Annotated in this window: 14 protein-coding genes; 9 read left to right on the plus strand and 5 right to left on the minus strand. The window is 50.8% G+C overall.

Translation table 11 applies throughout. The features are described from left to right. Positions 1-150 precede the first annotated feature (150 nt). Positions 151-2,739, plus strand: coding sequence for an adenosylcobalamin-dependent ribonucleoside-diphosphate reductase (locus PEL01S_RS14275; RefSeq protein WP_063187375.1), 2,589 nt, complete (start codon positions 151-153; stop codon positions 2,737-2,739). Positions 2,740-2,903: 164 nt separating this feature from the next. Here the strand turns inward: PEL01S_RS14275 and PEL01S_RS14280 are convergent, their stop codons facing one another. Further along, the gene (locus PEL01S_RS14280; protein WP_127460762.1) at positions 2,904-4,376 is read right to left on the minus strand and encodes an MFS transporter; all 1,473 of its coding nucleotides are present in this window, start codon (positions 4,374-4,376) and stop codon (positions 2,904-2,906) included. A gap of 159 nt (positions 4,377-4,535) precedes the next feature. Here PEL01S_RS14280 and PEL01S_RS14285 point away from each other — a divergent pair, with 159 nt between their 5' ends. The 5 genes from PEL01S_RS14285 (at position 4,536) to PEL01S_RS14305 (ending at position 7,617) form a co-directional block, all read left to right on the plus strand. Beyond that, a complete protein-coding gene (locus PEL01S_RS14285) occupies positions 4,536-5,120 on the plus strand; it encodes a TetR/AcrR family transcriptional regulator (protein ID WP_063187379.1) in 585 nt (194 codons plus the stop codon). Positions 5,121-5,263: 143 nt separating this feature from the next. After that, positions 5,264-6,055: a copper amine oxidase N-terminal domain-containing protein gene (locus PEL01S_RS14290; RefSeq protein WP_063187380.1), complete on the plus strand. Its 792-nt coding sequence runs from the start codon at positions 5,264-5,266 to the stop codon at positions 6,053-6,055. 400 nt (positions 6,056-6,455) lie between these two features. Beyond that, the gene (locus tag PEL01S_RS14295) at positions 6,456-6,821 is read left to right on the plus strand and encodes a DUF2089 domain-containing protein (RefSeq protein ID WP_063187382.1); all 366 of its coding nucleotides are present in this window, start codon (positions 6,456-6,458) and stop codon (positions 6,819-6,821) included. Between the two features lie 13 nt (positions 6,822-6,834). Beyond that, the gene (locus PEL01S_RS14300; protein ID WP_063187384.1) at positions 6,835-7,266 is read left to right on the plus strand and encodes an SHOCT-like domain-containing protein; all 432 of its coding nucleotides are present in this window, start codon (positions 6,835-6,837) and stop codon (positions 7,264-7,266) included. A 6-nt stretch (positions 7,267-7,272) separates the two neighbouring features. Next, entirely contained in the window at positions 7,273-7,617 is a 345-nt protein-coding gene (locus PEL01S_RS14305; RefSeq protein WP_063187386.1) for a hypothetical protein, read from the plus strand. Positions 7,618-7,959: 342 nt separating this feature from the next. Here PEL01S_RS14305 and PEL01S_RS14315 read toward each other — a convergent pair whose 3' ends face one another. The 4 genes from PEL01S_RS14315 to PEL01S_RS14330 form a co-directional block, all read right to left on the minus strand. Then, complete coding sequence (locus PEL01S_RS14315) at positions 7,960-10,029, minus strand: serine hydrolase domain-containing protein (protein ID WP_127460763.1); 2,070 nt, start codon at positions 10,027-10,029, stop codon at positions 7,960-7,962. Between the two features lie 76 nt (positions 10,030-10,105). Next, the gene (locus PEL01S_RS14320; RefSeq protein WP_127460764.1) at positions 10,106-11,047 is read right to left on the minus strand and encodes a DUF4097 family beta strand repeat-containing protein; all 942 of its coding nucleotides are present in this window, start codon (positions 11,045-11,047) and stop codon (positions 10,106-10,108) included. Between the two features lie 214 nt (positions 11,048-11,261). Next, positions 11,262-12,347, minus strand: coding sequence for a sensor histidine kinase (locus PEL01S_RS14325; protein ID WP_127460765.1), 1,086 nt, complete (start codon positions 12,345-12,347; stop codon positions 11,262-11,264). Beyond that, positions 12,344-13,063 carry a response regulator transcription factor gene (locus PEL01S_RS14330; protein ID WP_127460766.1) on the minus strand — a complete coding sequence of 240 codons (720 nt, stop codon included), beginning with the start codon at positions 13,061-13,063 and terminating at the stop codon, positions 12,344-12,346. The genes PEL01S_RS14325 and PEL01S_RS14330 overlap by 4 nt, the downstream gene beginning before the upstream one ends. Before the next feature lie 276 nt (positions 13,064-13,339). Here PEL01S_RS14330 and PEL01S_RS14335 point away from each other — a divergent pair, with 276 nt between their 5' ends. The 3 genes from PEL01S_RS14335 (at position 13,340) to PEL01S_RS14345 (ending at position 17,378) form a co-directional block, all read left to right on the plus strand. Beyond that, positions 13,340-15,178, plus strand: a complete 1,839-nt coding sequence (locus tag PEL01S_RS14335; RefSeq protein ID WP_164824281.1) for a cache domain-containing sensor histidine kinase — start codon at positions 13,340-13,342, stop codon at positions 15,176-15,178. After that, positions 15,171-15,935 (plus strand): response regulator transcription factor, encoded by a 765-nt coding sequence (locus tag PEL01S_RS14340; protein WP_127460767.1) that lies wholly within the window; start codon positions 15,171-15,173, stop codon positions 15,933-15,935. The genes PEL01S_RS14335 and PEL01S_RS14340 overlap by 8 nt, the downstream gene beginning before the upstream one ends. A gap of 141 nt (positions 15,936-16,076) precedes the next feature. Then, complete coding sequence (locus tag PEL01S_RS14345; protein ID WP_127460768.1) at positions 16,077-17,378, plus strand: ABC transporter substrate-binding protein; 1,302 nt, start codon at positions 16,077-16,079, stop codon at positions 17,376-17,378. Positions 17,379-17,445: the final 67 nt, after the last annotated feature.

Here is a 17,445-nt window from a genome sequence, read left to right on the forward strand (position 1 = left end):
GAAAAAAGAAGCTAGCGGGATTGTATTCCATACTACATCGTTAAATCCGCTTTTTGCCTATTCGTAACACAATATATTGTATTGTATAATGATTTTCGCATACCAGATATTGTGATTGATCTTTGAACATATTTCCGGGAGGTTGTTGTTTTGAAGACCGTGCAGCAGACCAAATTGGAAGGCTTAAGCGAAAAAATATTTCTTGACCGTTATGCGATGAAGGATGCCGACACCCGCAACACGAAGGTGGGAGATACGGTACTGGTGCTGACGAAGGACGATCCGAAGTTTCCGGCCAAGGAAGTAGGGGAAGTCATTGAACGTCAAGGAAACCAGGTCAAAGTCAAGCTGCGGAGCGGAGACGTTGTCGATTCCTCCGTCGAGAAGCTGACGCTGACGCTGGAAAAAACGCCGCAGCAGATGTGGGACCGCTTGGCCGCTGCCATGGCTTCCGTGGAAGCAACTCCGGAGAAACGCAAGGAATGGACGGACAAGTTCCGTTACGTGCTCGACGATTGGAAGCTTGTGCCCGGCGGGCGGATCGCCGCAGGAGCGGATGCAAGCGACGAATTGACGCTGTTCAATTGTTACGTCATCCCGTCCCCGCATGACAGCCGAGGAGGCATTATGGCGACGCTGTCCGAAATGACGGAAATTATGGCGCGCGGAGGCGGCGTCGGGATTAACTTGTCCTCGCTTCGTCCACGGCGTTCCGTGGTCAAAGGCGTCAACGGTTCTTCGAGCGGCGCGGTATCATGGGGAGGACTGTTCAGCTACACGACCGGCCTGATCGAACAAGGCGGAAGCCGCCGCGGTGCGCTGATGCTGATGATCAACGACTGGCATCCGGACGTGGTCGATTTTATTACCGTGAAGCAAACGATGGGCCAGATCACGAACGCCAACTTGTCCGTATGCGTCAGCAACGGCTTTATGAAGGCGGTCAAAGAGGATCTGGACTGGGAATTGGTCTATCCGGATACGACCGACCCCGAGTATGACGATCTGTGGGACGGCGATTTGGACAAGTGGAGAAAGACCGGTAAAAAAATAAACCATTACCGTACGGTCAAAGCGCGCGACGTGTGGCATACGATTATCGAGTCCGCATGGAAATCGGCAGAGCCCGGGGTCGTGTTTATGGAATACTATAACCAGATGTCCAACAGCTGGTATTTCAACCCGATCATCTGCACGAACCCTTGCGGCGAGCAGGGATTGCCGGCGTGGGGCGTATGCAATCTGTCCGCGATCAACCTGTCCAAGTTTTACGATGAGCATAATCACGACGTGGCATGGGACGAGCTTGCCCAGGTCGTCCGTTATTCCACGCGTTTCCTGGATAACGTTATTGACAAAACGCCGTATCACTTTGAGCAAAACCGGGTGAACCAGCAGGGCGAGCGCCGTGTCGGACTCGGCTCTATGGGCCTCGCCGAGCTGATGATTAAACTTGGCATTCGCTACGGCAGTCCGGAATCGCTCGAATTCCTCGATAAGCTGTATGGTTTCATGGCGAAGGAAGCGTATTTGGCTTCCGCCGATATCGCGGAAGAGAAGGGCTCCTTCAAGCAGTTCCAAGCGGAACCGTTCCTGCAGAGCGGCTTCATGAAGCATATGACGTCCGTCTTCCCGGAAGTGGGCACCGCCATCCAGAAAAAGGGCATGCGCAACGTCACGGTCATTACCCAAGCGCCGACGGGCAGCACGGGAACGATGGTGGGAACCTCGACAGGGATCGAGCCGTACTTTGCGTTCGAGTACTACCGTCAAAGCCGTCTCGGCTTCGACAAGCAATACGTGCCGATCGCTCAAGAATGGAAGGATCGGCATCCGAACGAAGAGCTGCCGGACTATTTCGTGACCGCCATGGATTTGTCCGCGGAAGATCATATTCGCGCGCAGGCCGCCATTCAAAAATGGGTGGACAGCTCGATCTCCAAAACGGCGAACTGCCCGTCCGACTTTACGGTTGAAGAAACGAAGCAGCTGTACGAGCTTGCCTTCGATCTGGGCTGCAAAGGCGTGACGATCTATCGGGACGGCAGCCGCGACGTGCAGGTGCTGAGCACGGACAAGAAGGAAGAGAAGGCTGCGGAAGCGAAACCGGTGGTGGCGGCCGAGCCATCCGCTGCAGGCGAGGAGAAGTCGCTCACCAACCTGTCCCAATCGCTGACGGTCAACATTGACGCCAAGACGGAGCAGGTGTTCGACAAGGAATACAAACGCCGTCCGCAGGCTCTGCGCGGGGCGACGTATAAATTCAACACCCCGTTCGGGATGGCTTACATTACGATTAACGATATGAATGGCAGCCCGAGCGAAATTTTCTTGAACGTCGGCAAAGCCGGCTCCGATGTCTTCGCGATGTCCGAAGCGCTCGGACGCGTCTGCTCGCTGTTTCTGCGCTACGGCGACCATGGCAACAAGGTGCAGCTGTTGATCAAGCACCTTAAGGGCATCGGCGGCTCCGGTGCGATCGGCTTCGGCGCGAACCGCGTCGAGTCGATTGCCGACGCTGTCGCCAAGGCGCTTGAAATGCATGGCGATTTCTCCGACAGCGCGGACGATTACATCACCGCCACGCAGGAGGTCGTGATGGAAACGCCCGCTCAATACGCGGTAACACGCAGCGCGGCGACGTCTCTTGACTTGTGCCCGTCCTGCGGCTCGGCTTCGCTGATTAACAGCGAAGGTTGTAAAAATTGCAGCAACTGCGGCTACAGCCGCTGCAGTTAGGAAAGAGGCCTTCGGGCCTCTTTTTTTGTTTGTGTTTTGTCCTCTTGGCACCGCAAAGAACAATCTTCTATACCAACGGGAGTTGATACCGGTCGTTCAAGGTTTGGGAGGAAGTACCTTATAAGTTGAAGTTAGCCCCAGGTTGCGCGTGGGCTTATTCTCTTTCACGATCGACGGGCTCCGTTTCGCCCCGCCAGCATCAATGCCAGCGGCAGGATGAGCGCAGTGGCGGCGGCCAGCACATATAGGCAAATGTTAAACGCGTCGGGATAGGCGGAGACCGAGCCGGTATGGGCTCCAAGAGCGCTAAGCCAAACGATGCCGATCAGGGCGATTCCGATCGTAGAGGCGATCTGTATGCTGGTTGTCATGACACCGGATGCAGAGCCGATGTCCGTGGTACGGATTTTCGCCAAAACGATGTTAGTCAGTGGCGCGGCGACGAAGCCTTGACCGATGCCGAGCACAGCTAGAGCCGGGATCCACACGCCGATATCGGATGAAACTCCGGTCGTTCGGACCGCCCAGCTAAGCAGCAGGTAACCTGCAGTCGTCAAGATGGAACCGACGGTCAGCACATGGGCTCCAAGCTTCGCAGCGACTCGGGAAGAGAACAGCGATGCGAGGAAATAGCCCATTCCCATCGACCCGATGACAAGACCTGCTTGCAGAGCCGAGAAATGAAGTCCAAGCTGAAGCATGTAGGCGGAGACAAGGAAGAAGGCGCCCTGCGACGACATCAACAGCAGCACGACGAGAATGCCGAACGTGAACACCTTATGTCTAAAGAGATCGATATTCATAAATGGGAGTCGGCCGCGGCGCAACAGTCGCCGTTCGTACCAGGCGAACAAAACCAACACAGGGGCCGACAAGAGCAAACTGACGACGAGGCCGGCGGGCCATCCTTCACGCTGTCCCTGCACGAGCGGATAGACGAGCATCAGTAAGCCGGCAGCGGCGAGTGCGGCTCCCATCCAATCCAGTCCGGCGCGATCCGACGAGCCGGATTCTGGAATAAACGGAATCAGGGCCAATATCAGAGCCCCGAGCAGGACGCTGATCAGGAACACCGCTCTCCAATCCAGATCCCACAAATTCATGCGGAGAAGCAGCCCGCCGATGATCTGCCCAGCCGTCGCCGCAATTCCCTGGGTCGCTCCATACATGCCGAAGATCGCACCTCGACGTTCCAGAGTATAATTGGCTTGAATGAGAGATAAAACCTGCGGCATTAACAGAGCGGCGCCAACGCCTTGCAACACGCGCGACGCAATGAGCATAGTGACATGGGCAGATAAGCCGCATAACAGAGAAGCGATCGTGAATAAGGCCACCCCGATGAACAGCATTCTCCGGCGTCCAAACCGATCGCCCAGCCGGGCGCCGATAATCAGCAAAACGGCGAACGTAAGAGTATACCCGGTAAGTATGAATTGTACATCGGCGAAGCTGGCCCCGAGCCCTTTCTGGATCGAAGGCGTGGCTACGTTCACGATGAACGCGTTCGACACTGCCATAAATACAGGCAAAAGCAGAGCCGGCAGCATCAGACGCGATCTGCGTCCGTCTCCTTTGGAGACGGGGTCACGAGTCCGCACCAACTGGGCGGAAGCGTCCGAAAGTGTATTGGGCATAGAAAGTTCCCCTTTCTCACTACTCGCTCAATTGACAGGAGGCGAGAGGATTTCATATAATGGAGGAGACAGGTCTGTCTCTTCATGATGAAATGATACAGACAGATCTGTCTCATGTCAATGCGCTTTTTTCCAAACCTATAGAAACGGGGGTCTAAGATGAAAAAAGAATCGGCTAGAGATCGTATACTGCGGGTCGCCTCAGAATTGTTTTACATGGAGGGAATACGGGCGGTCGGCATCGATCGGATTATCAAGCAATCCGGCGTTGCCAAGGCAAGCTTCTATCGAAGTTTCGCGACGAAAGATGATCTGGCGGTTGCTTATCTGGAATCTAGGGATGAGCTAAAAGTAGAAAAACTGGAAAAACTGAGACAGCTGTATCCGAGCTCCCCTAAGGAACAGCTCCACACCCTCATTCACGATGTGACCGAACAGATGGGGATGCCGGATTACCGGGGATGTCCGTTCTTGAACGCGGCGGTCGAATTCCCGGATCCGGATCACCCCGCCCACGTCAAATTGCTGGACATTCAGAGGAGCTTCTGGTCTCGGGTTCTAGAGCTTGCAAGGGAGGGCGGGGCACGACAGCCCGAGGAGCTGACTGCGCAGCTGAGGATGTTGTATGACGGATTCGTCATGAAGAGCTACTTGGATAGGTCCGATTTTGATCCGGAGTATTTCCGGAAGGCTGCGGAGCTGCTCTTGGAGAAGCAGCTCGCTCCGGACAACCATCGCGGGTAACGAACGATAGCCATTTCGCGGGAGGCAATATTACGCTTAAAGATCCCGCGCAATTCGGTAGAAATTCCGGCCAATGGACAGCATAGTTGATTTTCAATATATGATTATAAAATCAATCGATAGTCGAAATGGAGTTGCCCTTGTTGAGAAGACGTGCCATCTTAGTCATCATTCTATCGTGTTTAATAGTAGCTATCGGTTTTACCGATGAATCTGTAAATGCAGCTACAGACCATGATAATCGTTATATAAATACATTTTTGAACGGAGAAGCCCTTATCCTTGATCCTACCCCCGTGATTATAAACAAGGAGGTCCTGGTTCCAGCTCGCCAACTTTTTGAAAGGCTCGGTTACAAGGTTGAATGGAACGAGTCAGATGAAACGATCCACGCTGAGCGTGGCCTATCCAGAATCGATTTCAGAATAAATAGAGGGGTCGGCGATGCGAATGGGATGCAGTTTTGGCTTTTTACTTCACCCCTGTTAATAGATGGCGTTTCATACATACCTCTTGATTTTTTCGAGGAATCGACAGGTATCGTCGTAAAGTGGGAAGATGATCGGTTGGAAATTCAGATGAGTACGGAAGCACGGATAACTGAAGATGAGCGAATTGCACATTGGATTGAACTGTATGCTTTTTCCTCTTCGGCCAATACATTTGCTCGTTCTTTTACAGGGAAAAATGGCGCAAAATTTGAGGGAGTAGAAATCGAAAGCGTTCAGGTAGACCCTAGTGGAAAGAAGGGCAGTGCAACGTATCGCCTCAGATACTCGTTCTCAAGCGTTTCTTACTCGAAGAATCCACAACCCTCTCAATTGTCTGAGACGACCTTACAAATTACCGATCAGTTAATCCGGGATGAATACGGCCACTGGCTCTTCGATTGGAACAGCCGAGATACCCATATCGTAGAAGATAAGTTGCTTTAAGTAAATGAAACTCGCATCATCAAATTGTTGTAAACAACGAAGGCAGCCGGCCAAGAATGGCTGTCTTTGTTCGCCTGACGGGGCAGGGGAGTTCCAATATGTGGTATAGTTGATTTAGGGCAAAATGGTCTTATCCCTAACGTTTCCTAGGTGGAGATACCTATGAATCACAGGCCAAAATGGAAAGAGTCTCATCGAGTCGATCGAGATGGACCTGGTTGAAACTGGGCTCCGTCCTGATGGATTCGTTGAGGCTTTCTTTTTTTAATAGAGTATTTTAAATATTCAGGATAATAAACCGTAAAATCAATAAAATTAATTATTGAATTAAAATAATTAATTTTATTTATTTACAAATTGAATATATTGATTTATAATTCAAAAAAGAAAGGAGTGTAGTATGAAATATCCCATTATCACACAGTGTCCTGTATGCGACCATCCGCTGCACGCCGTCAAGCTGGAATGCGGACATTGCCGGACGACGATTGAGAACACGTTTGAATTATCAAAGCTGGCTCTACTCTCGCCCGAACAGCTCCATTTTGTGATCACCTTTCTAGTGAACAGGGGCAACATAAAGGAAGTGGAGAAAGAGCTCGGCATATCTTACCCGACGGTGCGCGGCAAGCTCAATGATATCATTACGGCCCTCGGATACGATACGCGGAAGAAGCCGGAAGTCGATGAAAAGAAGGTCATTTCCATGCTGGAGAATGGCGAAATCACCGCGGATGAAGCGGTCAAAATGTTGAAGGATGAATAAGGAGGAATAAACGATGAAAGAAGAAATCAGCAAAGTGCTGTCCATGATGCAAGAAGGCAAAATTGATTCAGACAAGGCTTCGGAGTTGATTGACGCGCTAAAGGAGAAGCAAACGGCTCAAACATCGCAAGCTGTGCAGGTGCTGGGGAAACCCGACTATTCGAAGAAACTGTCATCGGCATCCGGCGGTTATTTAGACAAAACGTTGAAAATACGGGTAACATCCCAAGAAAACGATAATGTCATCATCAATTTGCCGATTAAACTGGTGAAGGCTGTTCTCAGAGCGGGGCACAACATCGCGTCCAATATTCCGCAGGCTGCGAAATATGTGAAGGATATCGATATCGATCTGCTGATCGATGCAATCGAGAACGAGCTTGACGGGCAAATCATTGACGTCCGCTCCGGTGAAGAGGATACCGTCACCGTAGTGATTGAGTGATGGGTCATGATGATTGTGAGGGTTAAGAGCAAGGATCACGCTTTTACGATTCCGGTCCCTTATGCCGTATTGCGCATGGGGAGCGGTATACTGACTTCCAATTTGGTCCAGCGCAAAATGAAGGATTGGCTGAACAAGCATGACGGACATGCGGGGGGGCACACGAGTCGGAAGCATGATTTCGATTCGGACAGCAGCCGGTTCGGGATTGAACTGGTGCTGTCGATTCTCGAAAACCGAAGCACGAAGCAAGCGATCAGGCAGCTCATCAAAGAGTTACAACGTTGCAAAGGGACGGTTCTGGTCGATGTCAAGGCTCAGGACGGCACGGAAGTGTTGATTAAATTGTAGGCGAAGCTTTCATTCACAGCATCTCAGAGGTGCTTAAAATAGGTTTAAAATGCCAATCTATCCGGAATAATTCCGATTGAAAGCCCAGCAGGTCGTGACCTGCATGGAAACGCCGAAGGATGCTCGGAAGCAGACCAAGGCAATCAAAAGGAGCACAGAGAAGGCTGGCAGACGCGATGGTTCGGCTTGCTGCCTCTGGCGACACGCATGGTGATCGAGCAAACAATAATAAAAAAAGGAAACCTTTTAGGAAATGGTTCAGGTGATTGTCTATGACCTGAAAATTTCTTAGAAGGTTTCTTGTTATATGCAGCGAATATGGCTGTAACGGCCGATAAGAGATTAAGGAACAAATAGAACCTTGTCAATGAAAAAGGAGGCTTCTTGGCGAAGCAAAGGTGCTTTGGAGCGGAAATCGACTGAACCGTCAGAATGGGTTATTGTGACTGGATCCGTAACTCCGGCAGCAACAAGCTTGCTTACGGCCTTGATAGCCGATTCATCGGTTTGCCCTGCTAATCGTACCTCATCGCCAAGCGGCCATGGAAGAGGAATGCGCGTTAAGATGACGGCCATTTCTTCCCGAGTTATTGTGCGATCCGGTTCAAATCGGCCTCCGGGCTCATCCCCCAACCAATGATTCTCGACCGCTGCCTGTATCTCTTTGACCGCAAAATGGTGCTCGATATCCGTGTAACCGGATTTCGATTTGGAGGGCGGATAGCCGACAGCATGCAGCAGCATTGTGATGAATTCCGCGCGGGTCATGGGTGCCTTCGGGTCAAAGCTGCGCCCATCTCTTCCATTGATGATATCCAGCGAATGGAGCTTTTCAATAGACGGTTGGTAGGGGCTTTCTTTCGAGACATCGGAAAACAGCGCTTTTTCCTGCATTTTGGGCGAATACGCGATCGGTGACTTGTCAGGTCTGTACATATAAGCAATACCGCCATCCTTTTGTTCAAGAAATGCTATTTTGTTCCCGTGGTCATCCATAAACAACAAGGGATCTATCTTTTTCAACGTAGTCTTGCTATTCCCCAACTTGTATCTGTCTTCCACTACTAGTTGTCCGTTATTGTACGTAATTCTAGTCACAAATGCCGGGGTATGCAGGTCTCTGTATAATCCGACGTAACGAGCGGCTTGCTGTTCTGTCAGAGGCGATACCGATTCAGGCGTCTCGGTGCTCTTCGGATAATAATGGTTCATAAAGGCAGCATACAAATCCGAGCGCAATTCGGAATCATTATTATAAATGACGAACAATCCCGTTTTGCGCTCAGGCAGTAGCCATGTCCATGTGGCATATCCGGGGATGTTCCCGCCTTTGCCGACGACATACTGACCATTCGACAGTTCATTGAAAATACTTTCAAATCCATAGCTTGTAATGGGTATGGCCGGATGAGCGAAAACGGAAAACTTGCTCATTCGCTGAACACTTTGTTCGCTTAATATTTGTCGATCTCCAGCCTTTCCATTTTGCAGAAGCATGATCATGAATTTAGCCATATCGCTTCCGGTGGACAACATTCCGCCCTGAGGCATGTCCGTAGGATAAAGGCCATACTCCGGGTATGGCGTGCCTTGCGGATCGTAAGCTGTAGCCATTCGGGCTTTAAGCTCTGGGGTTACAAGATCATGGGAAGAATTCATGCCGAGCGGCTGAAAGATGTTTTTATCCATGTATTCATGAAAAGGGAGCCCGGTAACTTGTTCCACGGCATATCCCGCCAAAGCAAAAGCATAATCGTCATACTGGTAGGCTTCCCCCGGCGTCCGGACGATGGTCGGCATTCGATCGATTAAGAAATCTCGAAGAGAAGTCTCTTGATTAAGAAGATCGGGCGAGGCGTCATCGTCTTTTTCATATGGGAAATCGAACCCCGTCATGTGGGTCAGCATATTTTCCATCGTTAGCGGTTTACCTGTCGAATTGGGTATTGTGATACCTCCGAGATAGGATTGGATGTCCTGATCCAGCTTGATCTTTCCTTGGTCAGCTAGCTGCAGCACAGCCGCAGCCGTAAACGTCTTAGAAATGGAACCGATGCGAAAAACGGTATTGGAATCAACCGGGGTTTTGCTTTCTTTGTTTGCATACCCGTATCCTTTGGATAAAACGACTTGTCCGTCCTGAACGACGACGAACATGGCACCCGGGACATTGAACTTTTTCAAGCTTTCCCCAAAGTAATTGTCCGCGAAGGCCTCCACTTCTTTGGGGTCAACCGGACCGCTTGGAGCAGCAGGAACAGCTGCAGGCTGAATCGCTGTGATGGTTTGCCCCTTAAGAGGGAGCTGTTCCGCACTGACACTATGCCCTCCGACTAATGTAATCAAGCAAGTTACAGCTAGAGACGTGCTTAGCGTTACAGCGAGCACTTTTGAAACTCTTTTTTTGCGCATTAGAAAATTCTCCTTCAATGAAATTGGTATAGGCTGGAGCGCAGGTTGCGCGTTCTTTATTGCTTTATTTTCACGGTTATTTCAAAGAAAAGTTACCCGTAGTTGTGCGAACTTTAAGTATGATTCCAGCGCCCCCATATCCGCCTTTGATCAGGTTTTGTTTGTTTTCCTCATAGCTTAAATGGGGCAGATCGATAGTCCCTTTGCCAACCTTACTTGCAAAATCGATCGCCAACGCTTGTGGCCGGTCATCAAAATTCACCACAATCGATCCGTCATTCGATTGCAAATCTGCGTTATGCAGCATTTCTTTGTACGAGACATGAATAGAACCTGACCTTGTGTTCCCTGATATCGGGGCCTCCCCGTTCACCAATTTAACGGAACCGTCCTTTGTATCGAAGGTGAAGGTTTTCGCTTTAAAATCCGAAGCGTCGATATTGCCCGTTTGAGTCTGCAGAGCAATGGAATCTCCTTGGATTGACGACACAAGTGCCGCTCCATATTTTGTGGTTAACTCCAGTTTACCGGTTTCCAGCTTTTCGGTTTTAATGCTGCCGGACGACGTATTTAGCAGAAGTTCATCCGTTTTGATCCGGGCAACATGAAGGTTGCCGTGTGTAGTTTTGGCATGAATGCTGCTCCATCGCTTTTCAGGCAATTGGATCGTCAAATTGAGATCGCTCAGGGTAACCCCATTCTCGGAACCATCCAAAGGATGAATGCCAAGTGTCAGCGTATTGGCGCTAGTTTCCGCGTTTACATTCACCCCATCCGCAATTTTAGACGATGCATTCCCACTCAAATGAATGAGAATTTCATCCGAGTTCCCTTGGGTGATTTCCACTGTCTCGGCATTGTTGCCGTCAAGTACGATGGTATCGATTTTATCGGGCTTGATGCTTTTTTGAATATTGACTTGTTTGGTCCACAAATCTTGAATATTTTGCAATTTCGTGCATGCGCATAACAACCATAGGCAAGCAAGCCACCCTATGAATATACCTATTTTCCTCATCCATACTGCTCCTTAAGAAATAAAATCCAAACCGCCCTAAGAATTGGGTGCAAGATAGTGCAGAGTCAGCCCTCGTCGATTATGAGTTCCAATAAAAAATACTCCTTTCGTATCCCCACTACGTGTCGTGTAAAACCGTAGAATGGTTGTTCAAGGAGTATTATAAATGTTATATGGTTAAATCGAAGTAAACGGAAAACTAACAATAAGTTAATTAAGATAACGGGATCCTAATACGGACTGACGTTCCTTCCCCTTTACGGCTAGCAACGTCGATTTCTCCATGATGAGCCGCGATTAATTGCAGGGCAATCGCCATGCCAAGACCGGTCCCCTCACTATTCGCATCCGTTGTCGTTCCCCGGTAATACCGGTCGAAAAGTCTGTTGACGGTCTCTTTGTCCATCCCGATGCCATTGTCTTCAATCATAATGATGATTTGGGTCGGCGATTGACGTAAAGAAACGGTGACACTCGTGCCGTTTGGGTTATGGATAATTGCATTCACGATTAAATTGCGGAGGGCACGTTGCAAAAACTGTGGGTCAACGGCCATTTCCAGAAGGTCAATGTCTGCATGAAATGAAAGCAAATATTCACTTGCCCAGGGCGCATTAACGATGTCAGCCACGCTGCGTCGGATAAGCTCGACCATGTTGACGGGTTCTACATGAAGGGGCAAGCGCTGACCATTTAATTGCAGCGACAAATTCAAATCCTGGATCAAGGCCTGCATATGCAAGCCTTTTTGATTAATTTGCTTGAGAAATTCCGTCTTGTCTTCTTCGCTCCATTGATATTTCGGTAACAACATCATCTCCGAATAGCCCGTGATATAGGTCAGAGGCGTTTTCAGGTCATGGGAAATCCCCGATATCCATTCCTCTTTCATCTTGTCCATGGCAATCCGTTCCCGCTCATTCCGAGCCAATGTCTCCGTTAAAGTACGAAGTTGCACGATCATTTCCTCGTATAATTTGTAGGGCTGTTTCAGCGTTCCGCTTTCGCGGGAGTACATGCTTCGTTTAAATGGCTCTTCGTAACATCCTTGTGCCAATTGGAAAATCCAGAGAACAATATAATAAATCGGACGGCCGATAAACCATGCGAAGAATAACAAGGAACCCATAAAAAGGATCAGCATCCCCAATAGAATAATAATGTCTGCTGTCGTGTTTGCTGACCCGCTTGCCGAGGGGATAAAAAATTCAACAGTCATGGCGAGTACCATACTGCCGCCAATGAGTATGACCGTGAAGAGAAAAAGAAAAATCAGGACTAAACGTATGATGAACCTCATTCGGAATCACTCCCGACGGGGGGGACAAATTTGTAACCAATGCCTCGAAGATTAACGATAATTTTAGGATCTGCGGGGTTTTGCTCAATTTTTTTTCGTAGTTTGGAGATATGAATGACAACCGTTTTCTCATCACCTGGCATAAAGGCATTCCAGACCTGTTCATATAATTGATGTGCAGTAAACACCTTGTTTGGACGTTCGCACAGAAACACGAGAAGTTCAAACTCTTTTGCCGTACATTGGACCTGCTTGCCATTGTGCTTTAACAGACCTGTGCCTTTGTCTATGATCATCGGGCCATATCGCATAACTTCTTCGCTTGTTGACTCACTGGTACGATACTGAATATGACGACGTAATTGTGCATTTATTCTCGCTGCGATTTCCAGCGCACTAAACGGCTTTGTGATATAATCGTCGCCACCGATTCCAAGACCCATCAGCTTGTCCAGCTCCCCGGAACGAGCGGTTACAAAGAGAATTGGAATTGTTGTGTAACGCCGTATTTGTCTGCATAATTCAAATCCATCCGTATCCGGCAGTGTGACGTCGAGGACGATAAGGTCGATCGATCCGTTCTGAACCTGCCTTAGGGCTTCTGCTCCCGTCATGGCGGTATGAATTCTGTTATATCCTTCTTGTTTCAGCACTCGTTCAAGCATGTTCAAAATGCCTTCTTCATCGTCCACCAACAATATGCTTTCGTTACGCAACGTTCTACACCCCTAATCATGATTTAAGTCTCTGGCCTTTCGTTCAGGGTCTTTTATTGTTTCACCTCCAAAAGCGAGGCTGCTTATCACGCTAAGACTTATTTTCTCAGTCTACTACTTTTTTTTCTTAGTCTACAAGTTTATTTATCAGCTAGGACTTTATTTCTTTGATCACTTGTCCAGCCATTTGAACTTAACATATCCGCGAGAAGCGGGGACTGTGCTACAATAGGGTCACTTAAGGGCACACTTCAAGCCGACGAGAGGCGGTTACAGATGAAATCACTACGTACCTTAGAGATCCACCCGTTTTCCCATTGGAGCTTGCGCTCCAAAACGCTGCTTATTTTTATGCTCCTCATTGCGATCCCGCTCAGCTTGCAGGGAATCATAACGTACTACGACTTTTCCATGTCCGTCGAACGCCGTACGGCGGATTACTCCGCGCAATTGGTCGGGCAAATCAACCGCAATCTGGACCGGACGTTTATGGAAATGCAGCGGCTGTCGCTCATGCCCACCTATGACCCCGGGGTGCTTGGCATCCTGCGCAAATACAGCGGTCCGGCGCTTGCCAACCAGCGTCCTGCCGTGGAGGATCTGGAGAAGATGCAGCTATATATCGCAGGGATGACGTACAACCGTCCCGAAATTCGGGGGATTCAGCTATTTGCGGGAAGCGGTTACACGTTCTCGAACGTCGATGCCAGCGCGATCCGGTCGTTTACCGATGTGAAACGGGAAGCTTGGTACGAACGGGTAAAGCAGGAGGACGGGGCATGGGTAGTCATTCCGAAGCACCGGCCCAGCTACTACTTGGATAACGGAGCCCAAGATTATGTCTCGGTGGCCCGCTTGATCCGGGAGCCGAATACGAACGAAGGGCTCGGCGTGGTCAAAATCGACTTGAAAGAGGACGTCTTCCGGCAAATTGTCTCGAATGTCAAATTCGAGGAGAAGGGCGGCCTGCTCGTTGTAAACAGCCGCGGCGAGCTGTTCTTCCAGCAAGGCAGCGGCGGTCTGACTCCTGAAATGATGGACGAGCTTCGCCTTACGACCGAGCTGCCCCAAGCTTCCAATGTCCGTCATATGAACATCCAGGGCAAAACCTATCTCGCCATCGTCGATTATTCCGACTATTCCGATTTGAAGGTCATCAGCTTCATTCCCGTCGAATCGCTGCTGAAAGAGACGAAAGACTTGCGTAATTTTACGTTCGGCATCGGGTTCATCTGTTTAATATTTGCCGGGGCGCTGGCCACCTTTTTCTCCTACCGGCTGAGCCGACCGCTAGCCGCCTTGAAGAACAAAATGCTCCGGGTCGAACAAGGCAGCTTCAAGCAGAGCGTCAAGGTCGAGTCGCAGGACGAGATCGGGCAGCTCAGCCGCAGCTTCAACCGGATGGTCGAAGAGATCGACCGGCTTGTTCACGAGGTATTCGTTATCGGACTTCGGGAGAAAGAAGCCGAACTGGCTGCGCTGCAGAGCCAGATCAATCCGCATTTTATCTACAACACGCTGGAATCGATCAACATGCTGGCACTGAAGCGGCAAAATGACGAAGTATCCGATATGGTATCCGCGCTCGGCCGGCTTTTGCGGTATACCGTCGGCCGGAACGCCCGGCTGGTACGGCTGCGCGAGGAGCTGGAATCAGCGGCTTCATATGTGAAGATCCAGCAGCTGCGCTATGGAGAACGGCTGAAGGTCATGATCGACGTGGAGGAAGGTCTGCTTGGCTATGAGGTGCCGAAGCTGCTGTTTCAGCCGCTGGTGGAGAACGCGATTTATCATGGGATCGGCGATTGCGAAGAGGGCGGGACAATCTGGATCGAAGCCGTCCGCTTCGAAGCCGAGCTGCTGCTGACCGTGCGGGACGACGGCAAAGGGATGTCGGAAGACGAGCTGCAGCAGCTGCGTCAGTCGCTTGCCGCGCCGCCGTTCTCTGCCGCCGAAACGGCAGGCGAACACGGGCTCGCGCTGAAAAATATCAACCAACGGCTCGTGTTGATGTACGGAGAACGGTACGGACTGCATGTGGACGGAAGTCCGGGGGAAGGAACCGCATTTACAATCACGATTCCGACAAGGGAAGAAGGAGAACGCGATGATTAAAGTGCTTCTGGTCGAAGATGAAGAAGTGATACGCAGTGGAATCCGAACGTTGATCGGTCAATTGTCCGACGATTTTGTCGTGGTGAAGGAGGCCGCGCACGGCCGGGAGGCGCTGGACTATTTAAGCAGGAACGTCGCGGATGCGGTCATTACGGACATTCGGATGCGCGAGATGGATGGCTTGCAGTTGATCGGCAAAATCAGGGAGCAGTACGAGGACATGCCGCTGCTCATTATTAGCGGCTACAGCGATTTCATTTACGCGCAGAAGGCGCTGCGGCACGGCGTGCTCGACTACCTGCTGAAGCCGATCGACCGGACGGCGTTCGTCTCCGCGCTGGACAAAATCCGTCAGCTCCTGCTGAAGCGCAGCGGAATCGGCCAAGCGCCGGCGGACGAAGGTCCGCAAGCGGAGTCGCAGACGGGCGGAGACGGCCGCCGGCTGATCCGCAAGGTAAAAGAGTATATCAACGGCCATCCCGAGGGCGATCTGAGGCTGCAGACGCTGGCCGAGTATGTGCATTTGAACCCGGCTTATTTGAGCCAACTGTTCAAGCAGGAGACGGGCACGAACTTGTCCGACTTCATCACGGAAGCGAGAATCCAGCGGGCGAAGCATTTGCTGACACATACGGATCTTAAAATTTATGATGTGGCCCGGCTGTCCGGGTATCAAAGCCCCAAGCACTTTATGCTGGTGTTCAAGCAGCAGGTCGGGCGGACGCCGGGCTCTTTTCGCGACGAATCGGGCATCTGAAACTTCCGTATAGGCCGAACGGCTCCCGGCCGTCAGTTCCAAAAATAACATACTAAATCTAAACGATGCGTGATTTTTTCCAGATAACGCTTTCAATATAATGAAGCTAGCAATTGATCCATTACAAAACGGGGGGATACCATGAAGAAATTGCTGACGGGCACGCTTGTTATGGCGCTGGCGGCCGGTTCCGCGGGATGCGGCGGCGGGAAGCAGGAAGAGAAGGCGAACCCGGCCGCCGGAGGGGGCGGCGACAAGCCGGTTGAGCTGAAATTCGTCACTTGGGGCAACCAGGCCCACCTGGAAGTGTATCAGAAGCTGGTCGACAAGTTCAGAGAAACCCATCCGAACATCACGGTCAAAATCGATTCGATCCCGTTTGCGGAATACCAGCAAAAGATGTCCGTGCTCGCGGCCGGCCGGGAGCTGCCGGATCTGGCATGGGTAGCGGAACGCATGGTTCCGCAGTTTATGCAGAACGGCATTCTCGAAGACGTCTCGGACATTACGAAGGACGCGGCTTTCAACAGCGGGGATTTCATTCCTTCGACTCTACAGCTGTTCCAGAAGGACAGCAAGCTGTACGGATTGCCGTTCTCCACGCCCCCCAGCGTCATGTTCTACAACAAGGACATGTTCGATAAGGCCGGACTTTCGTCGCCGAACGAGCTGGCGAAGCAGGGCAAATGGACGTGGGAGGAGTTCGTCAAATCCGCAAAGGCGCTCTCAAGCGGTTCCGGCGCGAACAAGACGTACGGGGCCAACTTTTTCCGGGACTGGAAAACGTGGATCATGCTTGCCTCGTATTCCTTGTCCAACGGCAGCGGGCCGTTTAGCGACGACATGAGCAAATTCACCTGGAGTGACCAGTACGGAGTACAAGCGCTGAAAATGCTGCAAACCATGATGTTTACCGACCAATCGCATCCGAAAGCGGGCGAGCAGGTCAGCTTCGAATCCGGCAAGATCGGCATGTTCTTCGATAACTACAGCTATGTCTCGAAAGCGCGTACAATCAAGGACTTCAAATGGAGCATCGCGCCGATGCCGTCGGGCTCCAAGGGAAGCGTGCCGATGATGGGACAGGCCGGGTACGCGGTGTTCAAGGAAACCAAGCATCCGAAGGAAGCCAAGGAGCTGCTCAAATTTTTCGCAAGCCAGGAAGGCATACAGGCGACCGCGACCTTCTTCGTACCACCGCGCAAATCGGTGCTCGATTCCGATGCGTTCCTGAAGCAGCCGGGCAATCCGGACCCGGACATCATCAAGCAAGCGGTGATCGACGAGATGCCGAAGGCGAAGGTGCAGCCGGGCCATATCCAATGGCAAAAGATCGACACGGAAATTTTGGCCGGCTTCGATCAGCTGTTCGGCCAAGTGGCCGAGCCGGAAAAAGTGCTCAAGACGGTTGAAGAGAAAGTCAATCCATTGCTGAAAAAATAAAGGAACGGACGGGCAGCGGTTCGGCAACGGACCGTTGCTTCATAAATACGGCAAACCGAGAAGAGGA

The sequence above is a fragment of the Paenibacillus elgii NBRC 100335 genome, assembly GCF_004000865.1.
Classification (GTDB): Bacteria; Bacillota; Bacilli; order Paenibacillales; family NBRC-103111; genus Paenibacillus_G; species Paenibacillus_G elgii.